Annotated in this window: 25 protein-coding genes; 8 read left to right on the top strand and 17 right to left on the bottom strand. The window is 67.6% G+C overall.

Annotated features, from left to right (window positions below):
- Positions 1–9: 9 nt before the first annotated feature.
- The 4 genes from TSB10GB4_RS02830 to TSB10GB4_RS23985 all read right to left on the bottom strand — a co-directional run bounded on the left by TSB10GB4_RS02830 (position 10) and on the right by TSB10GB4_RS23985 (position 2,740).
- Positions 10–456: a hypothetical protein gene (locus TSB10GB4_RS02830; RefSeq protein WP_208984385.1), complete on the bottom strand. Its 447-nt coding sequence runs from the start codon at positions 454–456 to the stop codon at positions 10–12.
- Between the two features lie 100 nt (positions 457–556).
- Entirely contained in the window at positions 557–1,420 is an 864-nt protein-coding gene (locus TSB10GB4_RS02825; protein WP_186394471.1) for a 23S rRNA (adenine(2030)-N(6))-methyltransferase RlmJ, read from the bottom strand.
- On the bottom strand, positions 1,417–1,938 hold the full coding sequence (locus tag TSB10GB4_RS02820) for a GNAT family N-acetyltransferase (protein WP_186387252.1): 522 nt from the start codon (positions 1,936–1,938) through the stop codon (positions 1,417–1,419). Before TSB10GB4_RS02820 ends, TSB10GB4_RS02825 begins: the two co-directional genes overlap by 4 nt.
- 250 nt (positions 1,939–2,188) lie before the next feature.
- Positions 2,189–2,740 (bottom strand): cold-shock protein, encoded by a 552-nt coding sequence (locus TSB10GB4_RS23985; RefSeq protein ID WP_208984383.1) that lies wholly within the window; start codon positions 2,738–2,740, stop codon positions 2,189–2,191.
- Positions 2,741–3,251: 511 nt separating this feature from the next.
- Here TSB10GB4_RS23985 and TSB10GB4_RS02810 point away from each other — a divergent pair.
- On the top strand, positions 3,252–3,911 hold the full coding sequence (locus TSB10GB4_RS02810; protein WP_305849836.1) for an MBL fold metallo-hydrolase: 660 nt from the start codon (positions 3,252–3,254) through the stop codon (positions 3,909–3,911).
- Between the two features lie 30 nt (positions 3,912–3,941).
- Here TSB10GB4_RS02810 and TSB10GB4_RS02805 read toward each other — a convergent pair whose 3' ends face one another.
- The 9 genes from TSB10GB4_RS02805 to TSB10GB4_RS02765 form a co-directional block, all read right to left on the bottom strand.
- Positions 3,942–4,952, bottom strand: a complete 1,011-nt coding sequence (locus TSB10GB4_RS02805) for a DUF1402 family protein (protein ID WP_208984381.1) — start codon at positions 4,950–4,952, stop codon at positions 3,942–3,944.
- Between the two features lie 167 nt (positions 4,953–5,119).
- On the bottom strand, positions 5,120–5,551 hold the full coding sequence (locus TSB10GB4_RS02800; RefSeq protein WP_186394470.1) for a hypothetical protein: 432 nt from the start codon (positions 5,549–5,551) through the stop codon (positions 5,120–5,122).
- On the bottom strand, positions 5,548–6,696 hold the full coding sequence (locus tag TSB10GB4_RS02795; RefSeq protein WP_371328847.1) for an anhydro-N-acetylmuramic acid kinase: 1,149 nt from the start codon (positions 6,694–6,696) through the stop codon (positions 5,548–5,550). Before TSB10GB4_RS02795 ends, TSB10GB4_RS02800 begins: the two co-directional genes overlap by 4 nt.
- Before the next feature lie 174 nt (positions 6,697–6,870).
- Positions 6,871–7,839: a heparan-alpha-glucosaminide N-acetyltransferase gene (locus tag TSB10GB4_RS02790; protein WP_208984380.1), complete on the bottom strand. Its 969-nt coding sequence runs from the start codon at positions 7,837–7,839 to the stop codon at positions 6,871–6,873.
- A gap of 37 nt (positions 7,840–7,876) precedes the next feature.
- Entirely contained in the window at positions 7,877–8,827 is a 951-nt protein-coding gene (locus tag TSB10GB4_RS02785; RefSeq protein WP_186394469.1) for a DMT family transporter, read from the bottom strand.
- Positions 8,828–8,885: 58 nt separating this feature from the next.
- The gene (locus tag TSB10GB4_RS02780; RefSeq protein ID WP_186387255.1) at positions 8,886–9,044 is read right to left on the bottom strand and encodes a hypothetical protein; all 159 of its coding nucleotides are present in this window, start codon (positions 9,042–9,044) and stop codon (positions 8,886–8,888) included.
- A 130-nt stretch (positions 9,045–9,174) separates the two neighbouring features.
- A complete protein-coding gene (locus TSB10GB4_RS02775; RefSeq protein WP_186394468.1) occupies positions 9,175–9,588 on the bottom strand; it encodes a DUF3775 domain-containing protein in 414 nt (137 codons plus the stop codon).
- 277 nt (positions 9,589–9,865) lie between these two features.
- Positions 9,866–10,111 (bottom strand): hypothetical protein, encoded by a 246-nt coding sequence (locus TSB10GB4_RS02770; RefSeq protein WP_186394467.1) that lies wholly within the window; start codon positions 10,109–10,111, stop codon positions 9,866–9,868.
- A complete protein-coding gene (locus TSB10GB4_RS02765) occupies positions 10,111–10,377 on the bottom strand; it encodes a hypothetical protein (RefSeq protein WP_186387258.1) in 267 nt (88 codons plus the stop codon). The genes TSB10GB4_RS02770 and TSB10GB4_RS02765 overlap by 1 nt, the downstream gene beginning before the upstream one ends.
- Positions 10,378–10,731: 354 nt before the next feature.
- Here TSB10GB4_RS02765 and TSB10GB4_RS02760 point away from each other — a divergent pair, with 354 nt between their 5' ends.
- The 6 genes from TSB10GB4_RS02760 to msrP all read left to right on the top strand — a co-directional run bounded on the left by TSB10GB4_RS02760 (position 10,732) and on the right by msrP (position 19,610).
- A complete protein-coding gene (locus TSB10GB4_RS02760) occupies positions 10,732–11,754 on the top strand; it encodes a PAS domain-containing protein (protein WP_186387259.1) in 1,023 nt (340 codons plus the stop codon).
- Between the two features lie 210 nt (positions 11,755–11,964).
- Positions 11,965–13,164: a pyridoxal phosphate-dependent aminotransferase gene (locus TSB10GB4_RS02755; RefSeq protein ID WP_186394466.1), complete on the top strand. Its 1,200-nt coding sequence runs from the start codon at positions 11,965–11,967 to the stop codon at positions 13,162–13,164.
- 427 nt (positions 13,165–13,591) lie between these two features.
- Positions 13,592–15,661, top strand: a complete 2,070-nt coding sequence (locus TSB10GB4_RS02750; RefSeq protein WP_186394465.1) for an elongation factor G — start codon at positions 13,592–13,594, stop codon at positions 15,659–15,661.
- 157 nt (positions 15,662–15,818) lie between these two features.
- Complete coding sequence (locus TSB10GB4_RS02745; RefSeq protein WP_244296433.1) at positions 15,819–16,955, top strand: PQQ-dependent sugar dehydrogenase; 1,137 nt, start codon at positions 15,819–15,821, stop codon at positions 16,953–16,955.
- A gap of 144 nt (positions 16,956–17,099) precedes the next feature.
- Positions 17,100–18,485: a DHA2 family efflux MFS transporter permease subunit gene (locus TSB10GB4_RS02740; protein WP_186394463.1), complete on the top strand. Its 1,386-nt coding sequence runs from the start codon at positions 17,100–17,102 to the stop codon at positions 18,483–18,485.
- A 162-nt stretch (positions 18,486–18,647) separates the two neighbouring features.
- Entirely contained in the window at positions 18,648–19,610 is a 963-nt protein-coding gene (gene msrP, locus TSB10GB4_RS02735; protein WP_186394462.1) for a protein-methionine-sulfoxide reductase catalytic subunit MsrP, read from the top strand.
- Positions 19,611–20,182: 572 nt separating this feature from the next.
- Here the strand turns inward: msrP and TSB10GB4_RS02730 are convergent.
- The 3 genes from TSB10GB4_RS02730 to TSB10GB4_RS02720 all read right to left on the bottom strand — a co-directional run bounded on the left by TSB10GB4_RS02730 (position 20,183) and on the right by TSB10GB4_RS02720 (position 23,156).
- Positions 20,183–21,079, bottom strand: coding sequence for a LysR family transcriptional regulator (locus tag TSB10GB4_RS02730; RefSeq protein ID WP_186387265.1), 897 nt, complete (start codon positions 21,077–21,079; stop codon positions 20,183–20,185).
- A 62-nt stretch (positions 21,080–21,141) separates the two neighbouring features.
- On the bottom strand, positions 21,142–22,107 hold the full coding sequence (trxB, locus tag TSB10GB4_RS02725) for a thioredoxin-disulfide reductase (protein WP_186394558.1): 966 nt from the start codon (positions 22,105–22,107) through the stop codon (positions 21,142–21,144).
- A 20-nt stretch (positions 22,108–22,127) separates the two neighbouring features.
- Positions 22,128–23,156, bottom strand: a complete 1,029-nt coding sequence (locus tag TSB10GB4_RS02720) for a mitochondrial fission ELM1 family protein (RefSeq protein ID WP_186394461.1) — start codon at positions 23,154–23,156, stop codon at positions 22,128–22,130.
- A 223-nt stretch (positions 23,157–23,379) separates the two neighbouring features.
- Here TSB10GB4_RS02720 and TSB10GB4_RS02715 point away from each other — a divergent pair, with 223 nt between their 5' ends.
- The gene (locus tag TSB10GB4_RS02715) at positions 23,380–23,850 is read left to right on the top strand and encodes an Lrp/AsnC family transcriptional regulator (RefSeq protein WP_186394460.1); all 471 of its coding nucleotides are present in this window, start codon (positions 23,380–23,382) and stop codon (positions 23,848–23,850) included.
- A gap of 7 nt (positions 23,851–23,857) precedes the next feature.
- Here the strand turns inward: TSB10GB4_RS02715 and TSB10GB4_RS02710 are convergent.
- Positions 23,858–24,762 (bottom strand): hypothetical protein (locus tag TSB10GB4_RS02710; protein ID WP_208984379.1); only part of this gene is annotated, 905 nt, incomplete at its 5' end.

Below are 24,762 nucleotides of genomic sequence, written 5' to 3'. Positions count from 1 at the left end.
GGGGCCTGCTCAGTTGGGACGAACCGTCCGGCAGCGGGCGTCATAGACCCGCCAGGGATCGAGACCGGCGACGCAGGCCTGCAGGTTCCACGAGACGCCGACGAAGCCGCTATGCTCCATGATCGCGTAGTAGACGCGCCGCTCGTGGCCATCGCTCATCCGCGCCCGGGCCTCGCAGTAGCGGCGGGCATAGGGGCTCGGCTGGTTGACCCTGTAGCCGGTCTCGACGATCCGGTGCATGTCGCGGATCTTGAGGCCGCGGCCATAGTCCGGATCGGCGCGGGCAATGTGGCCCATGACGGCGCCCTGCACCGACATCGCCTCGCATTCGGGCACGCGCGGGTCGCTGTTCCAGGAAAAATAGGGCCGCTCGCCGGCGGTTGCCGGCAGGGCCAGCAGGGCGGCCAGCGCGGCGCCAGACAGGCTGCGCAGAAGCGGGCGGATGATGGCGGTCATGCGGCGGTCTCCTCGGGGCACGTCTGAGCTTGTGGACGATGCGTCAGCGGGCAGCCCCGGTCAAGCGCCCGTCGCACTCGCGGGCCACCGCCATGTCCGGCTATTCGCCGGTCAGGTCGAAGACCTTCCACTCGGCACCGCGCCCCTGTTGCAGGGTTTCGGTCAGCCAGGGCAGCAGGATTTCCAGCTCGCCCTTCAGCACCCACGGCGCGTTGATCATGATCAGCCCGCTGCCGGCCATCGGCTTGTCCGGCGCGGGACGTCCGGCGAGATGCTCGGCGACCGAGATCCGGGTGATGCCGGAGACCGACATCGCGTCGTAGAAGCGCTTGATCAGCTTGCGGTCCTTGATCGGATACCAGGCCATGTAGACACCGGTGCCGAAGCGCCGCCAGGCCTTGTAGAGGCCCGAGGCGAGGCGCTCGAACTCGTCAGGCTCCTCGAAGGCGGGATCGACGACGATCAGCCCGCGCTTCTCCTTCGGCGGCACGAAGCTCTTGATCGCATGCCAGCCGTCGAGCTCGATCACCTTGGTGTGGTGATCGCCGTCAAAGAGCTCGGCAAGCTTGGCGGCATCGAGCGGATGCAGTTCCGTCGCCGTCAGCCGGTCCTGGTCGCGCATCAGCTTGCGGGCGAGCAGCGGCGAGCCAGGATAGAGCGTCAGTCTGCCGCTTCCCCCCTCCGGCCAGCCGTTGACCTCACGCACCACATCGAGCCAGGGCGCGAGCAGATCCGCGACCTTCGGCGGCTGCGGGGTTTCCAGGACCCGGGCGATGCCCTGTTTCCATTCGCCGGTGCGCTGGGCGTCGCCCTTGGTCAGGTCGTAGAGCCCGAGGCCGGCATGGGTGTCGATGACCCGGAACGGTGCATCCTTGGTCTTCAGATAGGTGAGGATGCGGGCGAGCGTCGCGTGCTTGAGCACATCGCCGATATTGCCCGCATGGAAGGCGTGCCGATAGTTCACGCTGAAGCTCCTTCCTGTTCCGCGAGCGTCACCGCCCGGGCCAGATAGACGACCGCCTTGTCGCCATGATCGCTCGCGCCGATCTCGGCGAAGCCGAGCCGCTGGTGGAAGCGCAGCGAGCCGGGATTGGCCGGCCGCGTGTTGACCTCGCAGGCGAGCGGCAGTCCGGCCCGCTCGGGATCGGCCGCCAGTCGCTGGAGCAATGCGCGATAGAGCCGCTCGCCGGTGCCCGAGCCGCGCGCGGCAGGTGCCAGCGCGATCCGGTCGACATAGGAGAACCGTCCGAGGTTCTGCTTCAGCCAGGCGAAGTTGCGGCTGTCATAGTCGGCGGTCTCGTCGAGGCAGACCATCAGGCCGACGAGGCCGTCGGGCCCAGTGGCCACCAGGGTGTGGCGGCTCTGTGCTGCCAGGGCGCGCAACTCGTCCGGGGTCAGGCTGTTGACGGCCGGCAGGCTCGCCTCGTTGGCGGCGAGCGCGGCGTCGGTGTCCGCAGGTGTGAAGGGGCGAATGTCGATCATGTCCGGTCTATGGCTGCTTGCCGCACGGCTTGCAAGTCTTCCCGTTGCGCGAACCTCGGCCGCGAAGTCGGCTGCAGGCACGGCCGGTTCCGGTGACCCTCGGAGGCAGCCGGCGGGGCTATGAGGCTTCGGGGGCGGGAGAAACGAAAGACGGCGGCCATCGCTGGCCGCCGCCATGTCGGTTCGCATGGGTGCCGCAGGCCCGAGCGCGCGGCAGTTCCTTGCGAAGGTTGGCACGTCGGAAGGTCGCTCAGACCTCCTCGCCGCCGCCTTCCTCGATCTTCAGTTCGACAGCCTTGGGCCCCTTGCCGTGCCGGTCCGGCTCGGTCTCGAAGGAGACGCGCTGGCCGCTGTCCAGGCTGGTGAGGCCGGAGCGCTCGACCGCCGAGATGTGCACGAAGACGTCCGCATCGCCATTGTCCGGCATGATGAAGCCGAAGCCCTTGTCGGACTTGAAGAACTTCACGACACCGGTCTGGCGCGGGCCACGCTCGGCCGGAGGGCCGCGCCGGGGACCGCGATCGCCGCCTTCGCGGGGGCCGCCGAAGCCGCCGCCGCGCGGGCCGCGATCGCCACCGCCGCCAAACCGGTCAGCCGGCGCATAAGGCTCTTCCGGCGCAAGGCCCGGCTCCGGGGCAGTCCAACCGGCTTCTCCGAAACTGTCACGCCGTCCGCCGCGTTCGGGCTTGTTGCGTTTGCCATGGTCGAAACCAGCGTCGAACTCGTCCCCGTCCCCACCATAGTCCTTCGAACCGCCGCGCCGCTTTCCCTGCCGACGATTGTCCGAACGCCAGTCTTCCATGTTCACATCACCTTGTAACGGCCTGCCACAGCAGCAGGCTCGCAGATCACCATCTTCCGGCGCAGGGCTGCCTTCTCAGTCCTTGCCACGCCAGGGTCCACATGCGGCTGCCCGCCACATCGCCGCGCCCGATTTCCCCAAGGGAAAACCGTCGCGAGCGTGCAGCGTGACCAATTTCGATGACTTGTGTCTTGCCGAACCGCCCGAACTCATGCTTTCGGCACCCGCGCACCGCTCCAGCCTTACCAACCGCGTGAATATCATACGGTCTCAGGCGCCTTTCGGGCAAGGAAAACCCTTGCAATCCGCGTGTGTGACGGTTTTTTCCGAAGGAGAGAGGCTGCAGCGCGGCATTTGCCCTGCCGGAAATGACAGGACAGGCGGCGCGGGCCGGGCATTTCCGTCGCCGGCGGTTGCCAGACCGGCAGCCGACGGGTTACCTGAGCGCGTGTCAGCGGCCCCGTCAGGGCGAGTGTGCCGCGCCAGCGTAACCCCCAACACGGGAGCCGTCATGTCGGAACCGCAGGGCCAGGAGCCCCCCATCCAGATCATCGTCATCCCGGTTACGGCCTTCCAGCAGAACTGTTCGGTGATCTTCGACCGGGAGACGAAGGCCGGGGCGGTGATCGACCCGGGCGGCGATGTCGAGCGGATCCTCGGCGCGCTGGCCGAGCACGGGGTCAAGGTGGAGAAGATCGTGCTCACCCACGGCCATATCGACCATGTCGGCGGCGCGGCGGACCTTGCCGAGCGGCTGGCGGTGCCGGTGCTGGGGCCGCATGAGGCGGACCGGCCGCTGCTGGAGCGGGTCGAGCAGCAGGCGCGCGAGTTCGGCGTCGGCGAGGCCCGCTCGGTCGAGCCGGACACCTTTCTGTCGGAAGGCGACGACCTGACCATGGCCGGCCGCAGCTTCCAGGTGCTGCATTGTCCGGGCCACGCGCCGGGCCATCTGGTCTATTTCGACCCGGAGCTGCGCTTTGCGATTTCCGGCGACGTGCTGTTTGCCGGCTCCGTCGGGCGCACCGACCTGCCGGGCGGCAATCACGAGACGCTGATCGCCTCGATCCGGGACAAGCTGCTGCCGCTCGGCGACGACGTGACCTTCCTGCCCGGCCACGGTCCGGCGTCGACCATCGGCCACGAGCGGCGCACCAATCCGTATCTGAGGTGAGGCGGTTCCGCGCCCGGTGCTCGGCGGCGGCTAGAGAAGCCCGCGCAGGACCTCGATCCTGTCGTTTACCAGCCAGCCATAGTAGTTCTCGACCGGCCAGGGCTGGGTGCCGGCGGCGCGCCGGCGCCGGTATTCCGCGGCGCGCGACCAGGGGTCGCCGAGATTGTAGAGCGTCGACGTGATGCCCGGGTTCTTCGAGATGTCGACATTGGCGACCGACTTGTAGGCGTCGATGGCATCGCGCAGGATCGCCGCCATATAGTGGAGCGAGCGGCCCGGATCCATCGCCGCGCGGTAGATTTCCTGCTCGTCGCGCGGCGACAGTTTGGCAAGGCCGCTGGTGCTCGCCACCTTGTCGCTCATCATCAGCACGGTCAGGGGCGAGAGCTGCCCGAGCCCGAAGCTCTGGCCGGCGAAGAGCGGCTGGAAGAACGCCTCGTTGAAGGTCTTGTCCGGATAGCGGATGCCGTCCACGCGGTTGCCGCGGAAGGTGGCGTTCCAGACCCGCTGGTAGCAGTTCCACAGGGTGTTGGTGTCCTTGCGCCCGGCATTGCAGCGCTCGAACTGCGGCCGTTCGACGAAATCCTGCACATGCTCGCCGCCGAGCGAGAACTCCATGCGGATCCCGGCATAGCTGAGCGCCTTGACGTAGTAGGATTGGGCGCTGTCCAGGCTGTCGTAATTGTAGGTATGCTCGCCGACGATGGCGCCGAGCATGTGCACCGGATCGATGCCGTAGAGATCGGCGACGCGCTTGATGTCGCGGATCAGCCGGGTGTCGCGGCGCAGCACCCCGATGATCCGGTCGAACTTGGCCTCATAGCCCGATCCGCCGGCGGCGGTGCGCCGGGCGGAGGCGAAGGGGATGCGCGGCTGCGCGGCGGAGCGGTTGCCGGGCGGCACGGTGGTCGCGGCCTGCGCCTGACCCGTCATCGACGGCAGGCCGCGCGGCCCTTCGGGAGCCGGCACGAAGGCCAGCAGCATGGTGGCGAGCGCCGCGTTGACAGCCGCTTTCCGGCTTCGGGCAAGAAGTCTGCTCATGGTCGGCACGGCGGTCCGGCGCTGGGGATTTTGGAAGCCCTGTCCATATACCGGGGGCTTGCTTCGTGGGAAGGCTTGTCTCGCATTTGTCGTCCGGCCGGAGAGAACATTTCGCAAGGTGTTGCCTTCGTCCCACGAAGGGGTGGCTGTGGAGGGCGGAAACGGGGTCATGCAGGGTGCGATGTCCGGTCTGGAGCGGCGGGGGCGGGGTCGGCGAGCGGCGGCGGATCGGGCGGATCCATCGCCGTTGCCGCCGGCCCCATCAGCAGGTGCACAGAGCCGGGCACGCCGAATTCGCGCAAGTACCCCTCGTGGCGATGCAGGCCGCACGTCTCGCGCTGGATCAGCACGTTCCACAGTGCCTCGCCGGCCTCGGCATGGCGGCGGCGCCAGTGCCGGCGCGCCTCGTCGCGGGCTTCGCGCCCGGCTTCGCGGAACCGGCGGGCGGCGCTCTCCAGCCGCTCCAGCGCGCTCGCCAGCGCCCGGTTGAGCCGCACCAGCGAGGCGACACGCTCGGCCGCCGCTTCCTCGCGGAAGGGATCCTGGAGCAGGTCGTCCGCGCGGCGCGGCCGCAGGCTCTGTGGCGGTCGCAGGGTCATCGGGCACCGGCCTGCAGGTATGCCGGCGCTGCGTGGACGACGCCGCCGCCGAGGGCACGGGCGACGCCGGTGGTGGTCGGAAAGCTGATCGGCAGGGCCCGCAGGGTGCGGGCGGCGAGCAGGGCGAAGCACTCGGCCTCCACGGCATCGCCGCGCCAGCCGAGATCCTCCGACATCAGCACCTCGACACGTGCGCGCTCGGCGATCTCGCGGCGCATGACCGGGTTGTGGCGGCCGCCGCCGCACAGCACCAGCCGCTGCGGGCGCTGCGGCAGGCGGGCGAGCGCCCTGTCGACCGCGCCGGCGGTGAAGGCGGTCAGCGTCGCCGCGCCGTCCGCGTCCGACAGGCCGTCGGCCATGGCCGAAGTGAAGTCGTTGCGGTCGAGCGACTTGGGATAGGGGGCGGCGAGATAGGGATGTTCGAGCAGGCGGGCGAGCCGCGCCTCGTCGACCCTGCCGGTGGCGGCGATCCGTCCGTCGCGATCCATGCCGCCGAGGCCCTTGCGGCCGATCCAGTCGTTGAGCGGCGCGTTGGCCGGGCCGGTGTCGAAGGCGTGCGGCACGCCGTCCGCATCGACCCAGGTGATGTTGGCGACGCCGCCGAGATTGAGCACCGCGGTCTCGGGGCCGGCATCCGCGCGCTTCAGCAGGGCGGCGTGGTAGATCGCGGCCAGCGGCGCGCCCTGGCCGCCAGCGGCCATGTCGGCGCTGCGGAAATCGTTGACGACCGTGATGCCGAGCCGGCGGGCCATGTCGGCGCCGTCGCCGAGCTGGCGGGTGCGGCCCTTGCGATCCGGCATCGGCGCGCGGTGCAGCACGGTCTGGCCGTGGAAGCCGATGGCGGCGACCTCCGCCCGCGGCAGGCCGACCTCATCGAGAAACCTGGCGACCGCCTCGCTCTGGGCTTCGGTGACACGGGCCTCGGCCTCGGCGAAGATCGCCGGCTCGTCGCCGGAAAACCCCCAGTCGGCCGCCTGTGCCAGGGTCTCGACCAGCAGGGGCCTGAGGCCGTCCGGATAGGGCGCCAGCGTCCAGGGGCCGAATTCGGCGATGCTCTCGCCGTCGCTGCGCAGCAGCGCCACGTCGATATTGCCGTCCAGCACCGTGCCGGTCATCAGCCCGACGGTCCATTCCTGCCGGATCATCCTGTGGCTCCCGTGGGACAGGGCTGCGGCGGCCGGTCGGTGGCATCCCGCCGGTCGGATCGTGCCTGTGCCGTCATGTCTGTGGTGGTCCCTGCTCGCCTCGTGACTGTAGCATGAGAATGCGTTCGCACGGCGGGTCGCGAAGTGACCTGTGTCACGTTCCGGTGAGGGCCGCTACTGCGCCTGGTCGCGGCACAGGCGGTAGCGTTCGGCCAGCCGGTCGTTGAGCGCGGGATCATCGGGGCGGGCGAGCAGCGCCGCCCAGGTGCCGTCGGCCTGCAGCGCCTCGACGGTGCAGGTGCAGGTGCTGCGGCAGGCGGCTTCCTCGCCGGTGAGGGTGCAGCTCTGGACGCATTGCTCGACAAAGGTCGCGGCGGCGCGGTCGGGCGTCAGTCCGAGACTGGCCGCTGTCCACACCAGGCCGAAAAGGATCGGCTGGTGCAAGAGATAGACGAGCAGCGAGTGACGGCCGGCAAGCGCGGCGAGACGGGCGGGCGCCCCCCGCGCGGTCCAGTGCGACAACCGTGCGAAGACACCGGTGGCAAGCCCCACGCGCGCCGCGACGATGCCTGCGAAGATCGGCGCGATCCACGGCAGCAGCGGCACATAGTCGACCGACAGAGGCGGGGCGGCGACAAGGCCGCTCCACATCAACCAGGCATCGCCGGGAAAGCTCACGCTGACCAGGTGCGGCAGCGCCAGCGCCGCAAGGGCGAGGCCGGTCACCAGCCACAGCGGTGCGCGCAGGGCCGGCAGCGCCAGCAGCGATCCGGCGGCGATCGCGTGCAGGATGCCGAAGCGCACATACTGGTCGCCGAGCGCCGCATAGGTGGCCAGGCTGATGGCGGCGGCGGCCAGCGCGATCCGCCCCGCCCGCCAAAGGGCATGGCGGGGGCGCAGGCCCTCGCGATAGGCCAGCGCCAGGCCGACGCCGACCAGGAACAGGAAGCTTGCGGCGATGGCCATGGCGAAGGCCCGCCAGCCGATGGCCGAATCGACCGGCCAGTCGACGACGCCGAACCATTTCAGGTCCCAGGAGAAGTGATAGACGGCCATCGTCGCGAGCGCGAGCCCGCGCGCCGCGTCCAGGGCGTCGATCCGTCCGGGGGAGCGGCCTGCGGGGGGCGGGACGATGTCGGTCACGGCAGTTCGTCTCCTGTGCGACGGTCGGGCCGTTTCCTCAGGCGGAGGTCGCCGGCTCCGGTTTGGCGGCAGCGGTCGGCGCGAGGGTGGGTGCGGCAGGCGCTGCCCGCCGCGGGCGGGCAAGCATCGGTACCAACTGGACGGCGAGGATCGCGGCGAAGATCAGCGCACAGCCTGCAAGCCCCGTCGGTCCCAGCCGCTCGCCCAGCAGCAGCGCGCCGAACAGGGCGGCGAACAGCGCCTCGGAAGACAGCAGGATCGCGGCATCGGCCGCCCGTGTCCAGCGCTGGCCGATGGCCTGCAGGGTGAAGGCGAGGCCGCCGGAGACGAGGCCCGTGTAGAGCAGCTCTGGCCAGGCCGCGAGCACGGCCGCAAGGCTCACCGGCTCCAGCAGCAGGCCGGGGATAATCGCTGCCGTTCCCACCACGGCGAACTGCCAGACCGACAGCAGCACGGGCCGGGCGCAGTGGCGCACGACGCTGCCGATCAGCCCGACATGCAGGGCGCAGAAGACCGCGCAGACCAGCATCAGCAGATCGCCGGTGGTGAGCGCGGAAAGCGCGCCGCCGCCGAGCAGGTAGATGCCGGCGAGCGTCACCAGCGAGGCCGGCCAGACAATCGGATGCGGCATTTCGCGGAAGGCTGCCAGCGCCACCAGCGGCGTCAGCACCACATAGATGCCGGTGAGAAAGCCGGCATTGGTGACGGTGGTGGTGAGCAGACCCACCTGCTGCAGGGTGATCGCCGCGAAGAACACCAGTCCGAGCCCGGTGAAGGACGCGGCGCTGCGCAGGTCCAGCGGCCGGTCGCGGCGCAGGCGCGCCTCGGCCAGGGCGAAGGGCAGGACGGCGAGCGCGGCCATCAGGAAGCGGAGGCCGGTAAAGGTCAGGGGGCCGAGATGCTTCATCGCCGTCGCCTGCCCGACGAAGGCGGAGCCCCAGATCAGGGCGGTCAGAAGCAGGAGGGAATTGGCAAGGGTGCGGCTCATCAGCTTGCGCTATCGGAAAGCGGAGCCCGCTGCAAGCGGGTTGATCCGACGCGCGAAATCAGCCGTTGGGGAAGGCGTAGCAGATGATCAGGGTCAGCAGCAGGGCGGCGCTGGTCACGCGCAGGGCGATGGGCCAGGGGGAGGGCTTGGCGCTCGTCAGCATGTCGGCATAGGCACCGGCTTTTTCGTCGTTCTGGCTGCGATCCGTGAAGCTCATGCGGTGTCTCCGACCTGTTTTCGCGCCATCGGAGAGTTAACCGTCATGGTTAACAATCTGTAAACCCCCCGGTGGCGCGGCAGGCACGGATATCCAGAGAAAAGGCTGGCGCCTGTGGAGCGGGTCGACCCTAGAGGTCGAGAGCGTCCAACCCCGCCTCCAGGTGATCGGCAAGAAGTGGCATTCCGATCAGATACTTGGCGGTTGATCCAAGGGCACGTTCGCGCGCATCCTCGACAGCCTGGTCGAAGTCGTCCGCCTCGTAGTCGCCGCGGCCGATCCAGACGGTGGCGACGAGTTCGGCGGCCTCATCGACGTTAAGATCTTCGATGAGTTCCCTCAGTTCCTCGGCCGACAGGTCCTCGGTTTCTTCTTCGGCGAGGCCGTCATGGGCATGGGTGTCCTGCAGGGTGTCGACGTCGAACTCGATCTCCCGGTCGCGGCCGTCGTCATAGCCGCCGTCCAGCGCCGATGCGGATGCGGCGCGGGCCTTCTGCACCAGCATGCGCATGGTTGCCGGGGAAAGTGTCAGGTTGACCGCCATGGCTCGAACTCCGCTCCCGTCGCAAGGGGAACCGGACCCCGCCCGCACGGGCCGCGTGCGATGCACACCAGCTCGTGGCCCCGTGGGGCGCCTGTCGGCCTGCCTCCGGAATCCGTCCCTGTCAGGACCATTGCCGTTCCCCGCCGCCGGATCCTTGATCCATCGCAAGATCCGGGGCGTGGGGGGATACGGCCCGTCCCTGCAAGAGCCTACGCGCTGGCAGGGCGCTTTGCCAATGGTGGAAAGAACGAGGCCGAAAGGACGGCCGCATGCATGTTCAGCGGGAGGGGTCGGCAGGGGCGGCGGCCGAGGCCAGATCCTTGAGGGCCAGATCCTTGAGGGCCAGATCCTTGAGGGCCAGATCCTTGAGGGAGTGGGTCAGCGGCTCGCCGAACACGGTCAGCGTGCCGGCGAAGAGCAGGCCGATGCCGATGGCCGCGGCGAGCAGGAGGGCGCCATGACCCTCGTCGCGGCGGTTCTGCGCGGGCATGCGGTCGGCAAGGCTGGGCGACGGGCTGCGCATCAGCGCTCTCCCCGGGCGTCGGAGCGCAGGCGGCTGCCGCTCGCCAGACCCTGCGACAGGCGCTTGCCCAGCATGGTCACCAGCACGAGCATGCTGCCGAAGGCGAGAAGCAGGACCCCCATGGTCCAGTCCTCGACGAAGGAGCTGCCGGAGGCACGGGCGCTGGAGGCGATCAGCAGGGCGGGGAGGGCGCCGAGCACGGCAACCGCGAGGGCATTGAATGTCCTGCCGAAGCGGGAGCGGGATGACCGGGTACTGGAACGCATGACTTATCTCCGACCAAACGGACGTGCCTGATGCTGGCAAGGTGATCGGCGAGTTGGACTTCCCCAAGCCGCCTTTCAGGCGCTTCCGGTGTCATTTCGCGGCAGAACCAAGGCAGGGCCGATCTTCGGGTTCCGGTCAATTTCGAGCTTCGGCTTTACCGAATCTCAGGAGCTCCCGGTCAGGATGGAAACCAGACAGTTAGAGGTCCTGTGCGCGCCGGCCCCGGCTCGCCCGCAAGTAACCGGAAAAGCCAAATGGATGCAATGGAGAAGAGCGCCCGCCCGCCTGAGGTTGGAGACCCGGACGGCGAGGCTGTCGTGCGGCCGGTGCCCGGCGCAAGCGGGGCGCCGGCAATGTCGATCGCTGGCCTGTCGTTCTTCATGGTCGATATCCAGGCCAAGCGGGTCGTCTGGCTGGAGCCGCGCTCGCTCGATTTCGAACACCGCTCGGGACTGAACGAGGCGTCGCTGTCGACGGCCATGCGCCACATGGCCCAGAACGACCAGAAACAGATCCTCGGGCTGATCCAGCAGGCGGTGAAAGGCGGATCCGCCGGGCCGATCGAACTCGGCGGCGACGATCTCGGCGCCGGCCTGTCGCTGGTCGCGATGCGCTATCAGGCGGAGGGCGGGCGCACGTTCGTCATCGCGGTCTCCGGCTCGGAGGTCGAGGACGAGGCCAACGGGACGGCGGTGCGCGGTGTCGCGCCGCTGATCCGGCATCTGGTGGAGGACAGCGAGAAGTCGGTGCTCGTCGTCGACAGCTTCGGCTACCTGCGCTACGCCAACGATGCCTTCAACAAGCTGTTCGAGATCCCCGACGCCTCGCTGTGCATCGGTCGCAACATTGCGCATATCCCCAACCGGGTCGGCAAGACGCTGGCCTCGGTGGTGCTGACGGCGCTGGCGCGGCGCGCGCCGATGGACGGCAGCAAGCGGTTCTTCCTGGCGAGCGGCGATTCCTTCACGCTGAACTATGACGTGATCCCGTTCCGCGTCTCGGCCGGGCTCGGCGGCATCGTCTTCTCGGCCACCAAGGTCAAGGAGCGCGGGGTCGACTTCCAGCAGATCTTCAATTGCGTCTATGCGCCGATGCTCGTCGTCGATGTCCGCACCCGGATGCTGGTCTCGGCAAATAACGCGGCGCGCAAGACCTTTGCCGTGACCGAGCAACTGATGGAATCCGCGCCGATCACCGAGACGATGCTGCATCCCAAGACCTTCGTCACGCTGGTCGATCACGCCCGCAAGGGCGGCAACACGCCGCTGCAGGCGACCGTGAGCGGCTTCGACGGAGTGACGCGCAGCAAGCGCATGCGCGTGATGCTGATCGAGAGCGGGCCGACGCATTACCTGCTGATCGAGACCAAGCACTAGCTTACGCCGGGCCGCGTGGCCCGGCTGCGTTCGCAACGGCCGACGGGATAGATGACAAAGCGATCCTCGGGGCGCGCCGGGTCGCCGTCTTGCGCGCAAAACCTTGGCGGTGCGCACCATCTTCCCTTGCGTGGCCGGGGTGCGGGAAGTAGTCTCCCGCGCGCTTTCAATCCCTGCCTTATCGGGCAATTGCCTCATCGGGAGAGCATCATGGGCTTCATTGCCGACGCACTTTCGCGCGTCAAACCGTCCGCTACCATCGCCGTGACCAACAAGGCTCGCGAACTCAAGGCCGCCGGGCGCGACGTCATTGGCCTCGGCGCGGGCGAGCCCGATTTCGACACGCCGGAGAACATCAAGGCGGCGGCGATTGCCGCGATCACCGAGGGCAAGACGAAATACACGGCCGTCGACGGTATCCCCGAGCTGAAGGCGGCGATCTGCGCCAAGTTCAGCCGTGAGAACGGCCTCACCTACGAGCCGTCGCAGATCACCGTCGGCACGGGCGGCAAGCAGGTGCTGTACAACGCGCTGATCGCCACCATCAATCCGGGCGACGAGGTCATCGTGCCGACCCCTTACTGGGTTAGCTACCCGGACATGGTGCTGCTGGCCGGCGGCGAGCCGGTGATCGTCGAGGCCGACAAGTCGACCTTCAAGATCACCGCCGAGGCGCTGGAGGCGGCGATAACGCCGAAGACCAAGTGGTTCATCTTCAACTCGCCGTCGAACCCGTCGGGCGCCGCCTATACCCGTGACGAGCTCAAGGCGCTGACCGACGTGCTGCTGCGGCACCCGCATGTCTGGGTGATGTCGGACGACATGTACGAGCATCTCGTCTATGACGGCTTCGAATTCACCTCGCCGGCCCAGGTCGAGCCCAAGCTCTACGACCGCACCCTGACGGTGAACGGCGTTTCCAAGGCCTATGCCATGACCGGCTGGCGCATCGGCTATGCCGGCGGCCCGGTCGAACTGATCAAGGCGATGGCCAAGGTGCAGTCCCAGTCGACCTCCAACCCGAGCTCCATCGCCCAGTGGGCGGCGGTCGAGGCGCTGAACGGTCCGCAGGACTTCATTGCGGCCAACAACGAGGTGTTCAAGGCCCGCCGCGATCTCGTCGTGTCGATGCTGAACCAGGCCAAGGGCTTGACCTGCCCGATGCCGGAAGGGGCGTTCTACGTCTTCCCGTCCTGCGCCGGCACGATCGGCAAGACCGCGCCGTCCGGCAAGGTGATCGAGACCGACGAGGACTTCGTCACCGAACTGCTGGAGGCCGAGGGCGTCGCCGTCGTCCAGGGCTCGGCCTTCGGCCTCGGCCCCAACTTCCGCATTTCCTACGCGACCTCCACCGAGGCGCTGGAGGAGGCCTGCACCCGCATCCAGCGCTTCTGCGGCAATCTCGCGTAAACGCCGCGACGGATTGTCCCGCGTCCTGCGGCCGGCGGCAGCGATGTCGCCGGCCGCTGCCGTTTCCGGGACCCCGGCCTGCCGCAGCTTGCCGCAGTGCGGTACAGGTTTCCCTTGCGTTCACCGCGATTTCGGCGCGACGATGAGTGTCCGCCCGCTGTCGGCGGGCGGCGGTGCCGGTGCGCGGTGCCGCTAGTCACCCGAATCTGAAGTTCGTCACATTTCTCGGCATGCTCTGAACGAACTTCAGATTCAAAAGGGTGACTAACAAGTCTATGTTTCTAGTGTGGTTTTCGAATTTGAAATACGCTCACCGGCACGCTGCAAAAATGAGGCGTATTTCAAATTCACCACACTAGGTCAGCCGCGCCCGGCTCCTCCTGACAACACGCGGCCCTGCGGGGCCGACGGGAGAAGGAGACGCGACATGGGCGCAGACAGGGTGAATGGCGGTGCAGCCGGCGGCAGAGAAACCGGGCCCCGGTGCATCGGGATCTTCGGGCCGTTCGGCAGCGGCAAGACGACGTTGCTGGAAGCAGTGCTCGCCCGCACGGGGGCCATAGCCAGGCAGGGATCGGTCGGAGCCGGCAATACGGTCGGGGACGGCGCGCCGGAAGCGCGCGGCCATGCCATGAGCGTCGAGGTCAACGCGGCCGAGGCGGAGTATCTCGGCGACCGCTTCACCTTTCTCGACTGCCCCGGCGCGATCGACTTTCTCGGCGACATGACCGGCGTGCTGCCGGGGATCGACCTTGCGGTCGTCGTGGCGGAGGCCGACGAGAAGAAGGTCGCGGCCTTGCAGGTTATCCTCAAGCATCTGGAGGATCGCGGCATTCCGCGCCTGCTCTTCCTCAACAAGATCGACAAGACCGGCTCGCGGCTGCGCGACGTGCTGGCGATGTTGCAGCCGGCTTCGGCCGTGCCCTTGGTGCTGCGCCAGATCCCGATCTGGAACGAGGGCATCGCCACCGGCTTCATCGATCTGGCGCTCGAGCGCGCCTATGTCTACCGCGAACACGCCGAAAGCCAGGTCATCGACATTCCCAACGAGGCGATGGCGCGGGAGGTGGAAGCGCGCTTCTCCATGCTGGAGACGCTCGCCGACCATGATGACGTCTTGATGGAATCGCTGCTGGAGGACATCGCGCCGGAGCGCGAGCGGATCTTCGCCGACATCAGCACCGAGATGCGGGATGGGCTGATCTGCCCGGTGCTGTTCGGCTCGGCCGAACATGGCAACGGCGTCGGCCGGCTGCTCAAGACGCTGCGCCACGACGCGCCGGGCGTTGCCGCCACCCGCGCCCGCCTCGGCCTGGAGGAGACCGACGGCCCGGTGGTGCAGATCCTCAAGACGGTACACACGCTGCATGCGGGCAAGCTCTCCATCGCCCGGCTGCTGTCGGGCCGGCTCGCCGATGCCGACACACTGACCCGGCCCGACGGCGAGCAGGTGCGCATCTCCGGCTTCTACCGGGTGATGGGTCAGCAGGCGGTCAAGCGGCCACCGGCGGAGGCCGGCGACACGGTCGGGCTCGGCAAGCTCGACGGCGTCAGGACCGGCGACACGCTGGGGGGAGCAGCCCCGGCGCCGCAACTCGCCCCGCTGAGCGTGTCGCCGCCGGTTCTGGGCCTTGCCATCTCTCCGCGCGAGCGGCGCGACGAGGTCAAGCTGTCGGCGGCGCTCACCAAGCTGTGCGAGGAGGATCCGGCACTCGTCGTCACCCAGGCGCAGGACACCAGTGAAACCCGTCTCGACGGCCAGGGCGAGATGCATCTGCGGGTGGCGCTGGAGCGGCTGACCGGCAAATACGGGCTGACGGTGGAGACGGGGGAGGCGGCGATCCCCTATCGCGAGACGATCCGCGCCGGCGCGTCCGTGCGCGCCCGTCACAAGAAGCAGTCGGGCGGCCACGGCCAGTTCGGCGATGTCGCCATCGAGATCCGCCCGCTTGCGCGCGGCGAGGGCTTCGTCTTCACCGATACGATCACCGGCGGCGTGGTCCCCAAGCAGTACATCCCTTCGGTGCGGGCGGGGGTCGAGGAAGCCTTGAAGACCGGCACGCTCGGTTTTCCGACGGTCGATATCGCCGTGACGCTGACCGACGGGTCCTATCACAGCGTCGATTCCTCGGACCAGGCATTCCGCATGGCGGCGATCCAGGCGATGCGCGAGGGGCTGCCGGAGTGCCGGCCGGTGCTGCTGGAGCCGATCCACCAGGTGACCATCGCCTGCCCCAGCGAGGCGACGGCGCGGATCAACGCCATCGTCTCGGCGCGGCGCGGCCAGTTGCTCGGCTTCGATGCAAGGCCGGGCTGGAGCGGCTGGGACGAGGTCCGCGCCCTGATGCCCGAAAGCGAGCTCTCCGGCCTCATCGTCGAGCTGCGCTCGGCGACGGCGGGGGTTGCCACCTATTCGAGCTGCTTCGACCATCTGGCGGAACTGACCGGCAAGGCCGCCGATCAGGTTATGGCCCGGCACGGCCGCCAGGCGGCGTGACGGGGCCGTCCGGGACCGCAGGGGACGGCGCGGCATCCGCCGCGCCGCGCCCGCCCGGCGCTTGCAGATGCCCGCTTGGCGTTTGCCATTCTCCCTGTGCACCCTAGCTAACCCCCTGGGGGCCATTGCTAGGGGGCCATTGCTAGGGGAGGATTCCTTGCGCTCAGCACTCACCGTCCTGGCAGGCAGCGCGGTTCTTGTCGCCGCCTGCGCCAGCGTTTCCGCCCAATCGGTGCACACGGCCGGCGATGTCAGCTTCTCCGTGACCCGCATCGTTGCCGGCCTGTCCCATCCCTGGGGGTTCGACTTCCTTCCCGACGGCTCCGTGCTGGTCAACGAGGTGGGCGGGCGCATGCTGCTCGTCTCGCCCGACGGGGAGAGGCGGGTCGAGGTCGCCGGCGTGCCGCAGGTGCGCGCCTCGGGGCAGGGCGGGTTGCTCGACCTCGTCGTGGCGCCCGATTTCCCCGAGAGCGGCACGGTCTATCTCACCTATTCCGAACCGGGAGAGGGCGGGGCGGGAACGGCCGCCGCCCGGGCCCGTCTGGTCGTCGAGGGGGAGGCGGCACGGCTGGAAGACGTCACGGTTCTGGCGAGCATGAACCGCAAGACCTCCGGCGGACGGCATTTCGGCGCGCGCATCGTGCCGGCGCCCGACGGCACGCTCTTCGTCACCCTCGGCGATCGCGGCGAGGACGAGCGGGCACAGGATCCGCGCGACCATGCCGGCTCCGTGCTGCGGGTCGCCGCGGACGGATCGATCCCGGCCGACAATCCGTTTGCCGGCGGCGGTCGGGCGCTGCCCGAGATCTGGTCCACCGGCCATCGCAACATCCAGGGCGCGGCCATCGAGCCCGGCACCGGCGTTCTGTGGACCGTCGAGCATGGCGCGCGCGGCGGCGACGAGATCAACATTCCGCAAGCCGGCAAGAATTACGGCTGGCCGGTGATTTCCTATGGCCGCCACTATTCCGGCGCGCGGATCGGCGTCGGGACCCATGCGGAGGGCTATGAGCAGCCGGTGCATTACTGGGACCCGTCGATCGCCCCTTCCGGCATGGCCTTCTACACCGGCGATGCGGTGCCGCAATGGCGCGGCGACCTGTTCGTCGGGGCGCTGAAGGACCAGTTGATCGCCCGGCTGACGGTCGAGAACGGTCAGGTGACCGCGGAGGAACGGCTCATCGTCGGCGCCTATGGCCGGATTCGCACCCTGCGCAACGGCCCGGACGGCGCCCTGTGGTTCTCCACCGACGAGGGCGAGGGCGGGGTCTATCGGATTTCCGGCGCGCCCTGATCGACTGCGCAAGACGGGACCGGGCAGCGTCGGCGGCGCTGCCCGGTGCTGCGGCTTTTGCCGTTTCGCCATTTGCAGCCCTCCGCTTTCGGGCTATTGAGAGGGGCGGCCTTCCCTCCCGCGCCGCACCTGCCCCCGGACATCATGAATACCGTCCCGCTCATCATCGCCTTTGCGTTCTTCATGGAGATGATGGATTCCACCGTCATCGCCACGTCGCTGCCGGTGATCGCCGCGGATCTGGGCACCAGCCCGATCGCGCTGAAACTGGCGCTGACCTCCTATCTGGTGGCGCTCGGCATCTTCATCCCGGTCAGCGGCTGGATGGCCGACACGCTCGGCGCCAAGCGCGTCTTCCGCTGGGCGATCGTCGTCTTCGTCATCGGGTCGCTCGCCTGCGCCTTCTCCGACTCGCTGCTGACCTTCGTGCTGTCGCGCTTCCTGCAGGGCATGGGCGGCTCGATGATGGTGCCGGTCGGCCGCCTCATCCTGGTCAGGACCTTCCAGAAGAAGGACCTGCTGCATGCGATGACCCTGATGACGATCCCCGGGCTGATCGGCCCGATGGCCGGGCCGCCGATCGGCGGGTTTCTCACCACCTATCTGTCCTGGCACTGGATCTTCATCATCAACGTGCCGATCGGGCTGGCCGGCATCTGGCTCTGCGGGATCTACCTGCCGGAGATCCCGCGGCGCGAGACCTCGCGGCTCGACTGGACCGGCTTCCTGCTGACGGGCACGGCGGCGGCCGGCATCGTCTTCGGCCTGTCGGTGATCAGCCTGCCGGCGCTGCCGCCGGCCGTCGGCCTTGTGACCACCGTCGTCGGCCTTGCCGCCCTTGCCGCCTATCTCGCCCATGCCCGCAGGCGGGACAACCCGATCCTCGATCCCGCGCTGCTGCGCAACCGCGCCTTCGGCCTGACCCTGATCGGCACCAACATCTTCCGCATCTCGTCGGGCTCGATGCCCTTCCTGATGCCGCTGATGCTGCAGACGGGCTTTGGCTACAATGCCTTCCAGTCCGGCCTCATCACCTTCACCGGGGCCTTTGGCGCCATCTCGATGAAGTTCATCGTCAAGCGGGCGCTCGCCGCGCTCGGCTTCCGCACGGCGATGGTGATCGCCTCGCTCGGCGGCGCGCTGCTGTCCTTCGCCATGGCCGGCTTCGCGCCGGGAACCCCGGTGTGGATCTTCGTGCTGGTGCTCTATGGCGCCGGCCTGACCCGCTCGTTCCTGTTCACCGCCTCCAACGGGCTGATGTTCACCAGCGTCGACGACGGCGAGGCGAGCCAGGCGACGGCGCTCAGTTCGGTGTTCCAGCAGGTCTCGCTGGCGCTGGGCGTGGCGCTGGCCGGCTTCGTGCTGGAGGCGACGGGCTGGGTCACCGGCGATGCACTGGGCCTCGTCAACTTCCACATCGCCTTCGCGGTGGCGGGAGCGCTGGCGCTGGTCTCCCTGCCGATCTTCGCCGTTCTGCCGGCGACCGCCGGGCAGGAGGCCTCCGGCCACCGGCTGCGCGAGCTGCCCTGAGGAGCGGCCGGCGGCGCGCTTTCACGCGCCCGGCACATGGTGTTCAATCGCTGTTGATTTGCCGGGATGGAGCGGGCGCGCTAGGTCAATTGGAGGCCGGACGGACAATACGGGCTGGGCGAAACGGGCTGGGCGATACGGGCTGGAAGAGGACGGATCACGATGAACATCATCCGCAGACGGAGCTGGGAGTTGCCGGAGCGCGAGGCGACGCCGGAGGCCGTGTTTTTCAACCGCCGCTCGGTGCTGGCCGGGCTTGGCATTGCCGGAGCTTCGATGGCCGGGGCGGGCCTGCCGAGACCGGCCTTCGCGGAGGAGGACCCCACTGCCGGGCTCTATCCGGCGCCGCGCAACGAGGCCTACACGCTCGACCGCGAGATCACCCCGGAAAAGGTCACCTCGATCTACAACAATTTCTACGAATTCGGCTCGCACAAGCAGATCGCCTCCGCCGCGCAGGCGCTGAAGATCCGCCCCTGGGAGGTGAAGATCGACGGGCTTTGCGACAATCCGCAGGTGCTGGATTTCGACGAGCTGATGCAGAAGGTCTCGCTGGAGGAGCGGCTCTATCGCTTCCGCTGCGTCGAAGCCTGGGCCATGGCAGTGCCGTGGACCGGCTTTCCGCTTGCCGAACTGGTGCGTCTCGCCGCGCCGAAGGCGGAGGCGAAATACCTGCGCATGGAGACCTTCCTCGATCCCGCCACCGCCGGCGGCCAGCGGGCCTCCTGGTATCCCTGGCCCTATGTGGAGGGGGTGACCCTGGCCGAGGCGACCAACGAGCTCGCCTTCCTGGTCACCGGTGTCTACGGCAAGCCGCTCGCCAAGCAGTATGGCGCGCCGCTGCGCCTTGCCCTGCCGTGGAAATACGGCTTCAAGTCGATCAAGTCGATCGTCCGCTTCTCCTTCGTCGAGGAGCGGCCGGTGAGCTTCTGGGAGGAGGTGCAGGCGAGCGAGTACGGCTTCTGGGCCAACGTCAACCCGGAGGTCTCGCATCCGCGCTGGAGCCAGGCGCGCGAGCAGTTGCTGCCGACCGGCGAGCAGGTGCCGACCCAGCTCTTCAACGGCTATGGCGAGCAGGTCGCCCATCTCTACAAGGATCTGGAGGGCGAGAAGCTCTACATGTGAGGGGTGCGCTTCCGGCTTCCCCCGCCCAAACGCCCGAGAGGCCCGGTGCGCTGCGCCGGGCCTTTTTGCGTGCCGGCCATCGGGGCAAAAAAAATGCCGGGTCCGAAGACCCGGCAGTTATTTGATTTTGCCACATCGTGGCGAAATCACCTTCCAGAGGGGAACAGCTGGTCGCATCACACGTCGCTGGGAGGAGGTAGCGACGAAGCAGACCAACAGCCTGTTGCTTATATGCAGTGCACAACGCGCCTATGCAAGGAGCACGCGTGCAGATCTGCTATGCAAATTCGTCATGGCTCAGCCATCTGCCTGCGAAATTCGGAGAAATCGGCGGATTTCCTGCCTGCGCCGGAGGCGTTATGCCCGCCCTCTCGGCACTGTGCTAGTCTGCCGCAGTGCGACAGGGGCAAATACGGATGAGGCCACGGCTGCCGACTGCCTTTCGGTCAGGCAGCGCCGTGCCCGCATCCCATGCAGGCAGCAAGGGGCGCGTGATGAGAACCGGCTTGCGATACCGGCGGCGGCGCGCCCGCCTCTCCCCGATGGGCGGCGGGGCGGGCGGCGGGGTGGCCTCAATAGGTCCAGCGTTCGGCCTTGGCCAGCAGGAAGTCGCGGAACACGGCGATGCGCGCGGTGTTCTTCAGCTCGGACGGGTAGACGAAATAGGTGTCGAAGCTCGGCACTTCCGCCTCGGGCAGAAGCTGCACGAGGCCCGAACTGTCCTCGTTGATATAGTCCGGCAGCATGGCGATGCCGATGCCGCGCTGGACGGCGCGCTTGATCGCCACCACGTTGTTGACCCGCAGCACGCAGCGGCGGGACTCGCCCGGCGGCAGACCGGCGGTTTCCAGCCAGTTCATGTCGCGCAGATAGGGCGGAGCGTGCTCGCCGAAGGTGACGATCCGGTGGCCGTCGAGGGCGGCGACGGACTTCGGCGCACCGAAGCGCTGGATATAGCTCGGCGCCGCATAGACGTGGAAATGCACGGTGAACAGCTTGCGCTGGATCAGGTCCGGCTGGGTCGGCTGGCGCAGGCGGATCGCCACGTCCGCCTCGCGCATCCCGAGGTCGAGTTCGTCGTCGTCGAAGATCAGCCTCAGGTCCATCTCCGGATAGAGGTCGATGAACTCGTTCAGCCGCTGGGTCAGCCAGGTCGAGCCGAGGCCGACGGTGGTGGTGATCCTCAGCGCGCCGCTCGGCTTCTCGCGGCTGTCGGTCAGCCGCGCCTGCGCCGCCTCCAGCTTCATGAACACCTCGCGGGCGGTGCGGTAGAGCACCTCGCCCTGCTCGGTCAGCAGCAGACCGCGCGCGTGCCGGTGGAACAGCGGCACCTTCAGGTCGTGCTCCAGCGCGCTGACCTGCCGGCTGACCGCCGACTGGCTCATGTTCAGCATATCGCCGGCATGTGTGAAGCTACCGGCCTGCGCCGCCGCATGGAAAATCCTCAGCTTGTCCCAGTCAAGCGGCACGACACCCTCTGTCTGTTCTCGTCAGTTCCTGCGATTTCGGCCGAAGCCTCCCGGCAGACAGCCTATTCGGCGGCCTGCACTTCCGCAATCTCATGTTCGGCCAGAAACCGCTCGCATTCGAGCGCCGCCATGCAGCCCATGCCGGCCGCGGTCACCGCCTGGCGGTAGATCTCGTCGGTGACGTCGCCGGCGGCGAAGACGCCGGGGATCGAGGTCGCCGTGCTGTCCGGCGCGGTCCAGATATAGCCCGACGGCTTCATCTTCACCTGATCCTTGAACAGCTCCGCCGCCGGCGCGTGGCCGATGGCGACGAAGAAGCCGTCGGCGAAAATGTCGCGGGTCTCGCCGGTATGGATGTTGCGGATGCGGGCGCCGGTCACCGCCTTCGGCATGCCGCCGCCGAGCACTTCCTCGACGACGCTGTCCCAGATCACCTCGATCTTGTCGTTGCGGGCCAGCCGCTCCTGCAGGATCTTCTCGGCGCGGAAGGAATCGCGCCGGTGCACCACGGTCACCTTGGAGGCGAGATTGGCGAGATACAGCGCCTCCTCCACGGCGGTGTTGCCGCCGCCGACCACGATCACCTCCTTGCCGCGATAGAAGAATCCGTCGCAGGTGGCGCAGGCCGAGACGCCGGCGCCCATGAACTCCTGCTCGGTCGCAATGCCCAGCCACTTGGCCTGCGCGCCGGTGGCGATCACCAGGGCGTCGCAGGTGTAGGTGATGCCGCTGTCGCCGGTCAGGCGGAACGGGCGCACCGAAAGGTCGGCCGACAGGATCGTGTCGTAAACGATTGTCGTACCGACGTTTTCCGCCTGCTTGCGCATCTCTTCCATCAGCCAGGGACCCTGGATCGGGTCGGCGAATCCGGGGTAGTTCTCCACCTCGGTGGTGATGGTGAGCTGGCCGCCCGGCTGGATGCCGGTGATCAGCACCGGCTCCAGCATGGCGCGGGCCGCATAGACGGCGGCGGTGTAGCCGGCCGGACCGGAGCCGATGATCAGGAGTCTGTGGTGCTGTTCGGCCATCGCTTCGTCGTCCTTGCCTGTCATGTCCGTTCGCCGGTCGCCTCTTGCGCGAAAGCGGCGCGATGCACCGCGAATCGCCGTCGGATCGCCTCGGCGATCACCGGGGTTGAATCGATCGGCTCACAGGTAGTCACTTTAAGCGGTCCGGGAAAGGGGTGCACGGCGTTCCTTGCCGAAACCGCCCCCAGAAACGCATCGAATTTGCGGTGTCCCCCGCTCGGGTGGAAAACATGCACTGCCCGCCCGCTCGCCAGCGCCTCGCCGACCATGTTGGCGCTGTCCGCCGTCACCACCACGGCGTCGGCATTGGCGAGATAATCGAGCATCGGGTTGTCTCCGCGCCCGTCCCACATCAGGTGCGGGCCGTTTTGTGCCAGTCCGGCAAGCGCTTGCGCCAGGGCCGGCGGCGTGCGGCGGGAAGCGGTGATCATCAGCCCGGCGCCGTCGCCTGCGAGCTGTGCCAGCCCGGCGACGAGGCGGGCGATGTCTTCCTCCGTGAAACGGTGGTTGCGGCTGTCGCCGCCGATCAGCACGGCAACGCGCGGGCGCGGCAGGGCGGCAATCTCCGGCCGGGGCGCGGCGCGTGCGGCATCAAGCCGCGCCTGCGAGAACCGGTGCGGGCCGCTTGCCGTCACGATCACGTTGTCGCCACGCAAACTGTCGTGCTCGGGCACCCAGATCAGGTCCGCGGCCTTCGCGCCGGTGCGCGGGTCCTTCAGGAGCACGGTGAAGGTGCGCCCAAAGCTGTCGCGCTTGACGCGGGCGAGATAGGAGACCGCGCGCCGGCCGGAGGCGATGACGAGGTCGGGAAAGGGCGGGGCGATCGGGCTGCCGGGGCGAAGCGGAGCCTCACGCGGGTCGATCAGGCCGAGGCGCGGCATGATCCACGACCACGGCGCGCGCGGCGCCACCCGGCGGCGCTCGGCCTCGATCCCCAGCGCCTCGGCCACCGCCAGGCACTGGGTCTCGTCGCCGGCCTTGCCGTCGGTCAGCACCCAGGCGGTTGCCGGTTCCTGTGCGGTTTTGCTTTCCGGATATTTCTTCGTCATGACCTGTGTTGATATAGTATTGCAGGTTTCGGCAAAGAATCATAAGTGCCCGGATGACCAGGAGGCGCGATCTGTCGGCCCCGATATGCGTCGCGCGACGCGCCCCTTGCCCGTCCGGCCGGCCCTCCCGCCTGCCGACGGCGGGGTGGCGGCTTGCGCGGCCGCCGCACTCGGCGAAGGGGCGACGACATGTCTGTGCCAGCGATTTGTGAAGGAGACCAGCGTGAAAATTCGCCTCGACGCGATTGATTGGCACATTCTGAAAGAGCTGCAGGCGGATGGCCGCATCACCAATGTGGAGCTGGCGCGCCGCGTCGGCATTTCCGCCCCGCCGTGCCTGCGCCGCGTGCGGGCGCTGGAACAGGCCGGGCTGATCACCGGTTACCGCACCTTGCTGGACGAGAAGCAACTCGGCTACGAGGTCACCGCCTTCGCCATGGTCGGCCTGCATTCGCAGACCGAAAGCGATCTCAACGCCTTCGAGGCGAAGGTAAAAAGCTGGCCCGAGGTGCGCGAGAGCTACATGCTGTCCGGCGAGGTCGACTTCCTGCTGAAATGCGTGGTGCCGGACCTGCAGGCGTTCCAGAACTTCATCATCCGCGAACTCACCGCCACGCCCAATGTCGACAGCGTGCGCACGGCGCTCACCATCCGCCAGACCAAGAACGAGCCGGTGGTGCCGGTGAAGGAGTGAGGGAGGGTCAGCTTGGAACTTGTTCGTTGATCTGGGCCACAAGTCCCTCGACCAGCCTGATCAGCGTTTGATTTCCTGGTTGGCTGGTATCCAGCTTACTGCAGAACTCGACACAGGTACTTCGTAAGTCCGTCCAGGTGATTGACGTCAGGTCCATGCGGTCCAGAACCGAGACTAAAGCTTCCCGATTGTTCATGACCAGATCTCTGATCCTCTTGGGTAGTTGTGTGGCGTCAACAGTCTCCAGAAGGTTTGAGCTGATTTGAGAACCGTCCAGGCCGCACTGACGCCAGTGTGTCGAGTCGGCAGGGTTCTGGAGGATATAGAGCAAGCCCAACTGCTCGCGAACTCCCGTTCGCATTTCTTCCCAGGCAAACAGAGAGGCATATTTTAGTATCTGAGAAGAACTACTTCTGGATCGGAGCTTGATTTCGACCCCAAATATAGATCGATCTGAAATAAAAAGGCCATCGTGTAGGGTAACGTTCTCAGATTTTGTCCAGCCGTAGCGCTGACGCACTTCCCGCCCCAAGGATCGATACGGTCCTTGATCTGCCATTCCGAATGGCTGTGAAAAGCAGGCCTCGATAAGCGCATCTGGCGCTATTGCGAATGTAATATCAAAGACGTGGTTGAGAATTTCCTCCTGCTGAACCATCCACCTTCGGTGGTTCTCTTCGTTGTTTCCACGCGCATACAACGGACCGGTCCTGTTCACAAATTCTTTTGGGATGCACACCATTCCTTCGTCGGAAATTCTCCAGGTACTCTGTGGAATTGATCTAAGAGGCCGTTTGGAAAATCGCGGACAGGGGTTTTTCGTTGAGGCGCTTTGTGATTCAAGCTCTGAATGTGGACAGAGCAGAGTCGTGGCCGGATGGCCAAGATCGCCAAGAAGACCAAGCGCTACCC

It is taken from the genome of Stappia sp. TSB10GB4, assembly GCF_900185745.1.
Taxonomy (GTDB): domain Bacteria; phylum Pseudomonadota; class Alphaproteobacteria; order Rhizobiales; family Stappiaceae; genus Stappia.
This window is presented reverse-complemented; position numbering and strand designations above follow the sequence as displayed.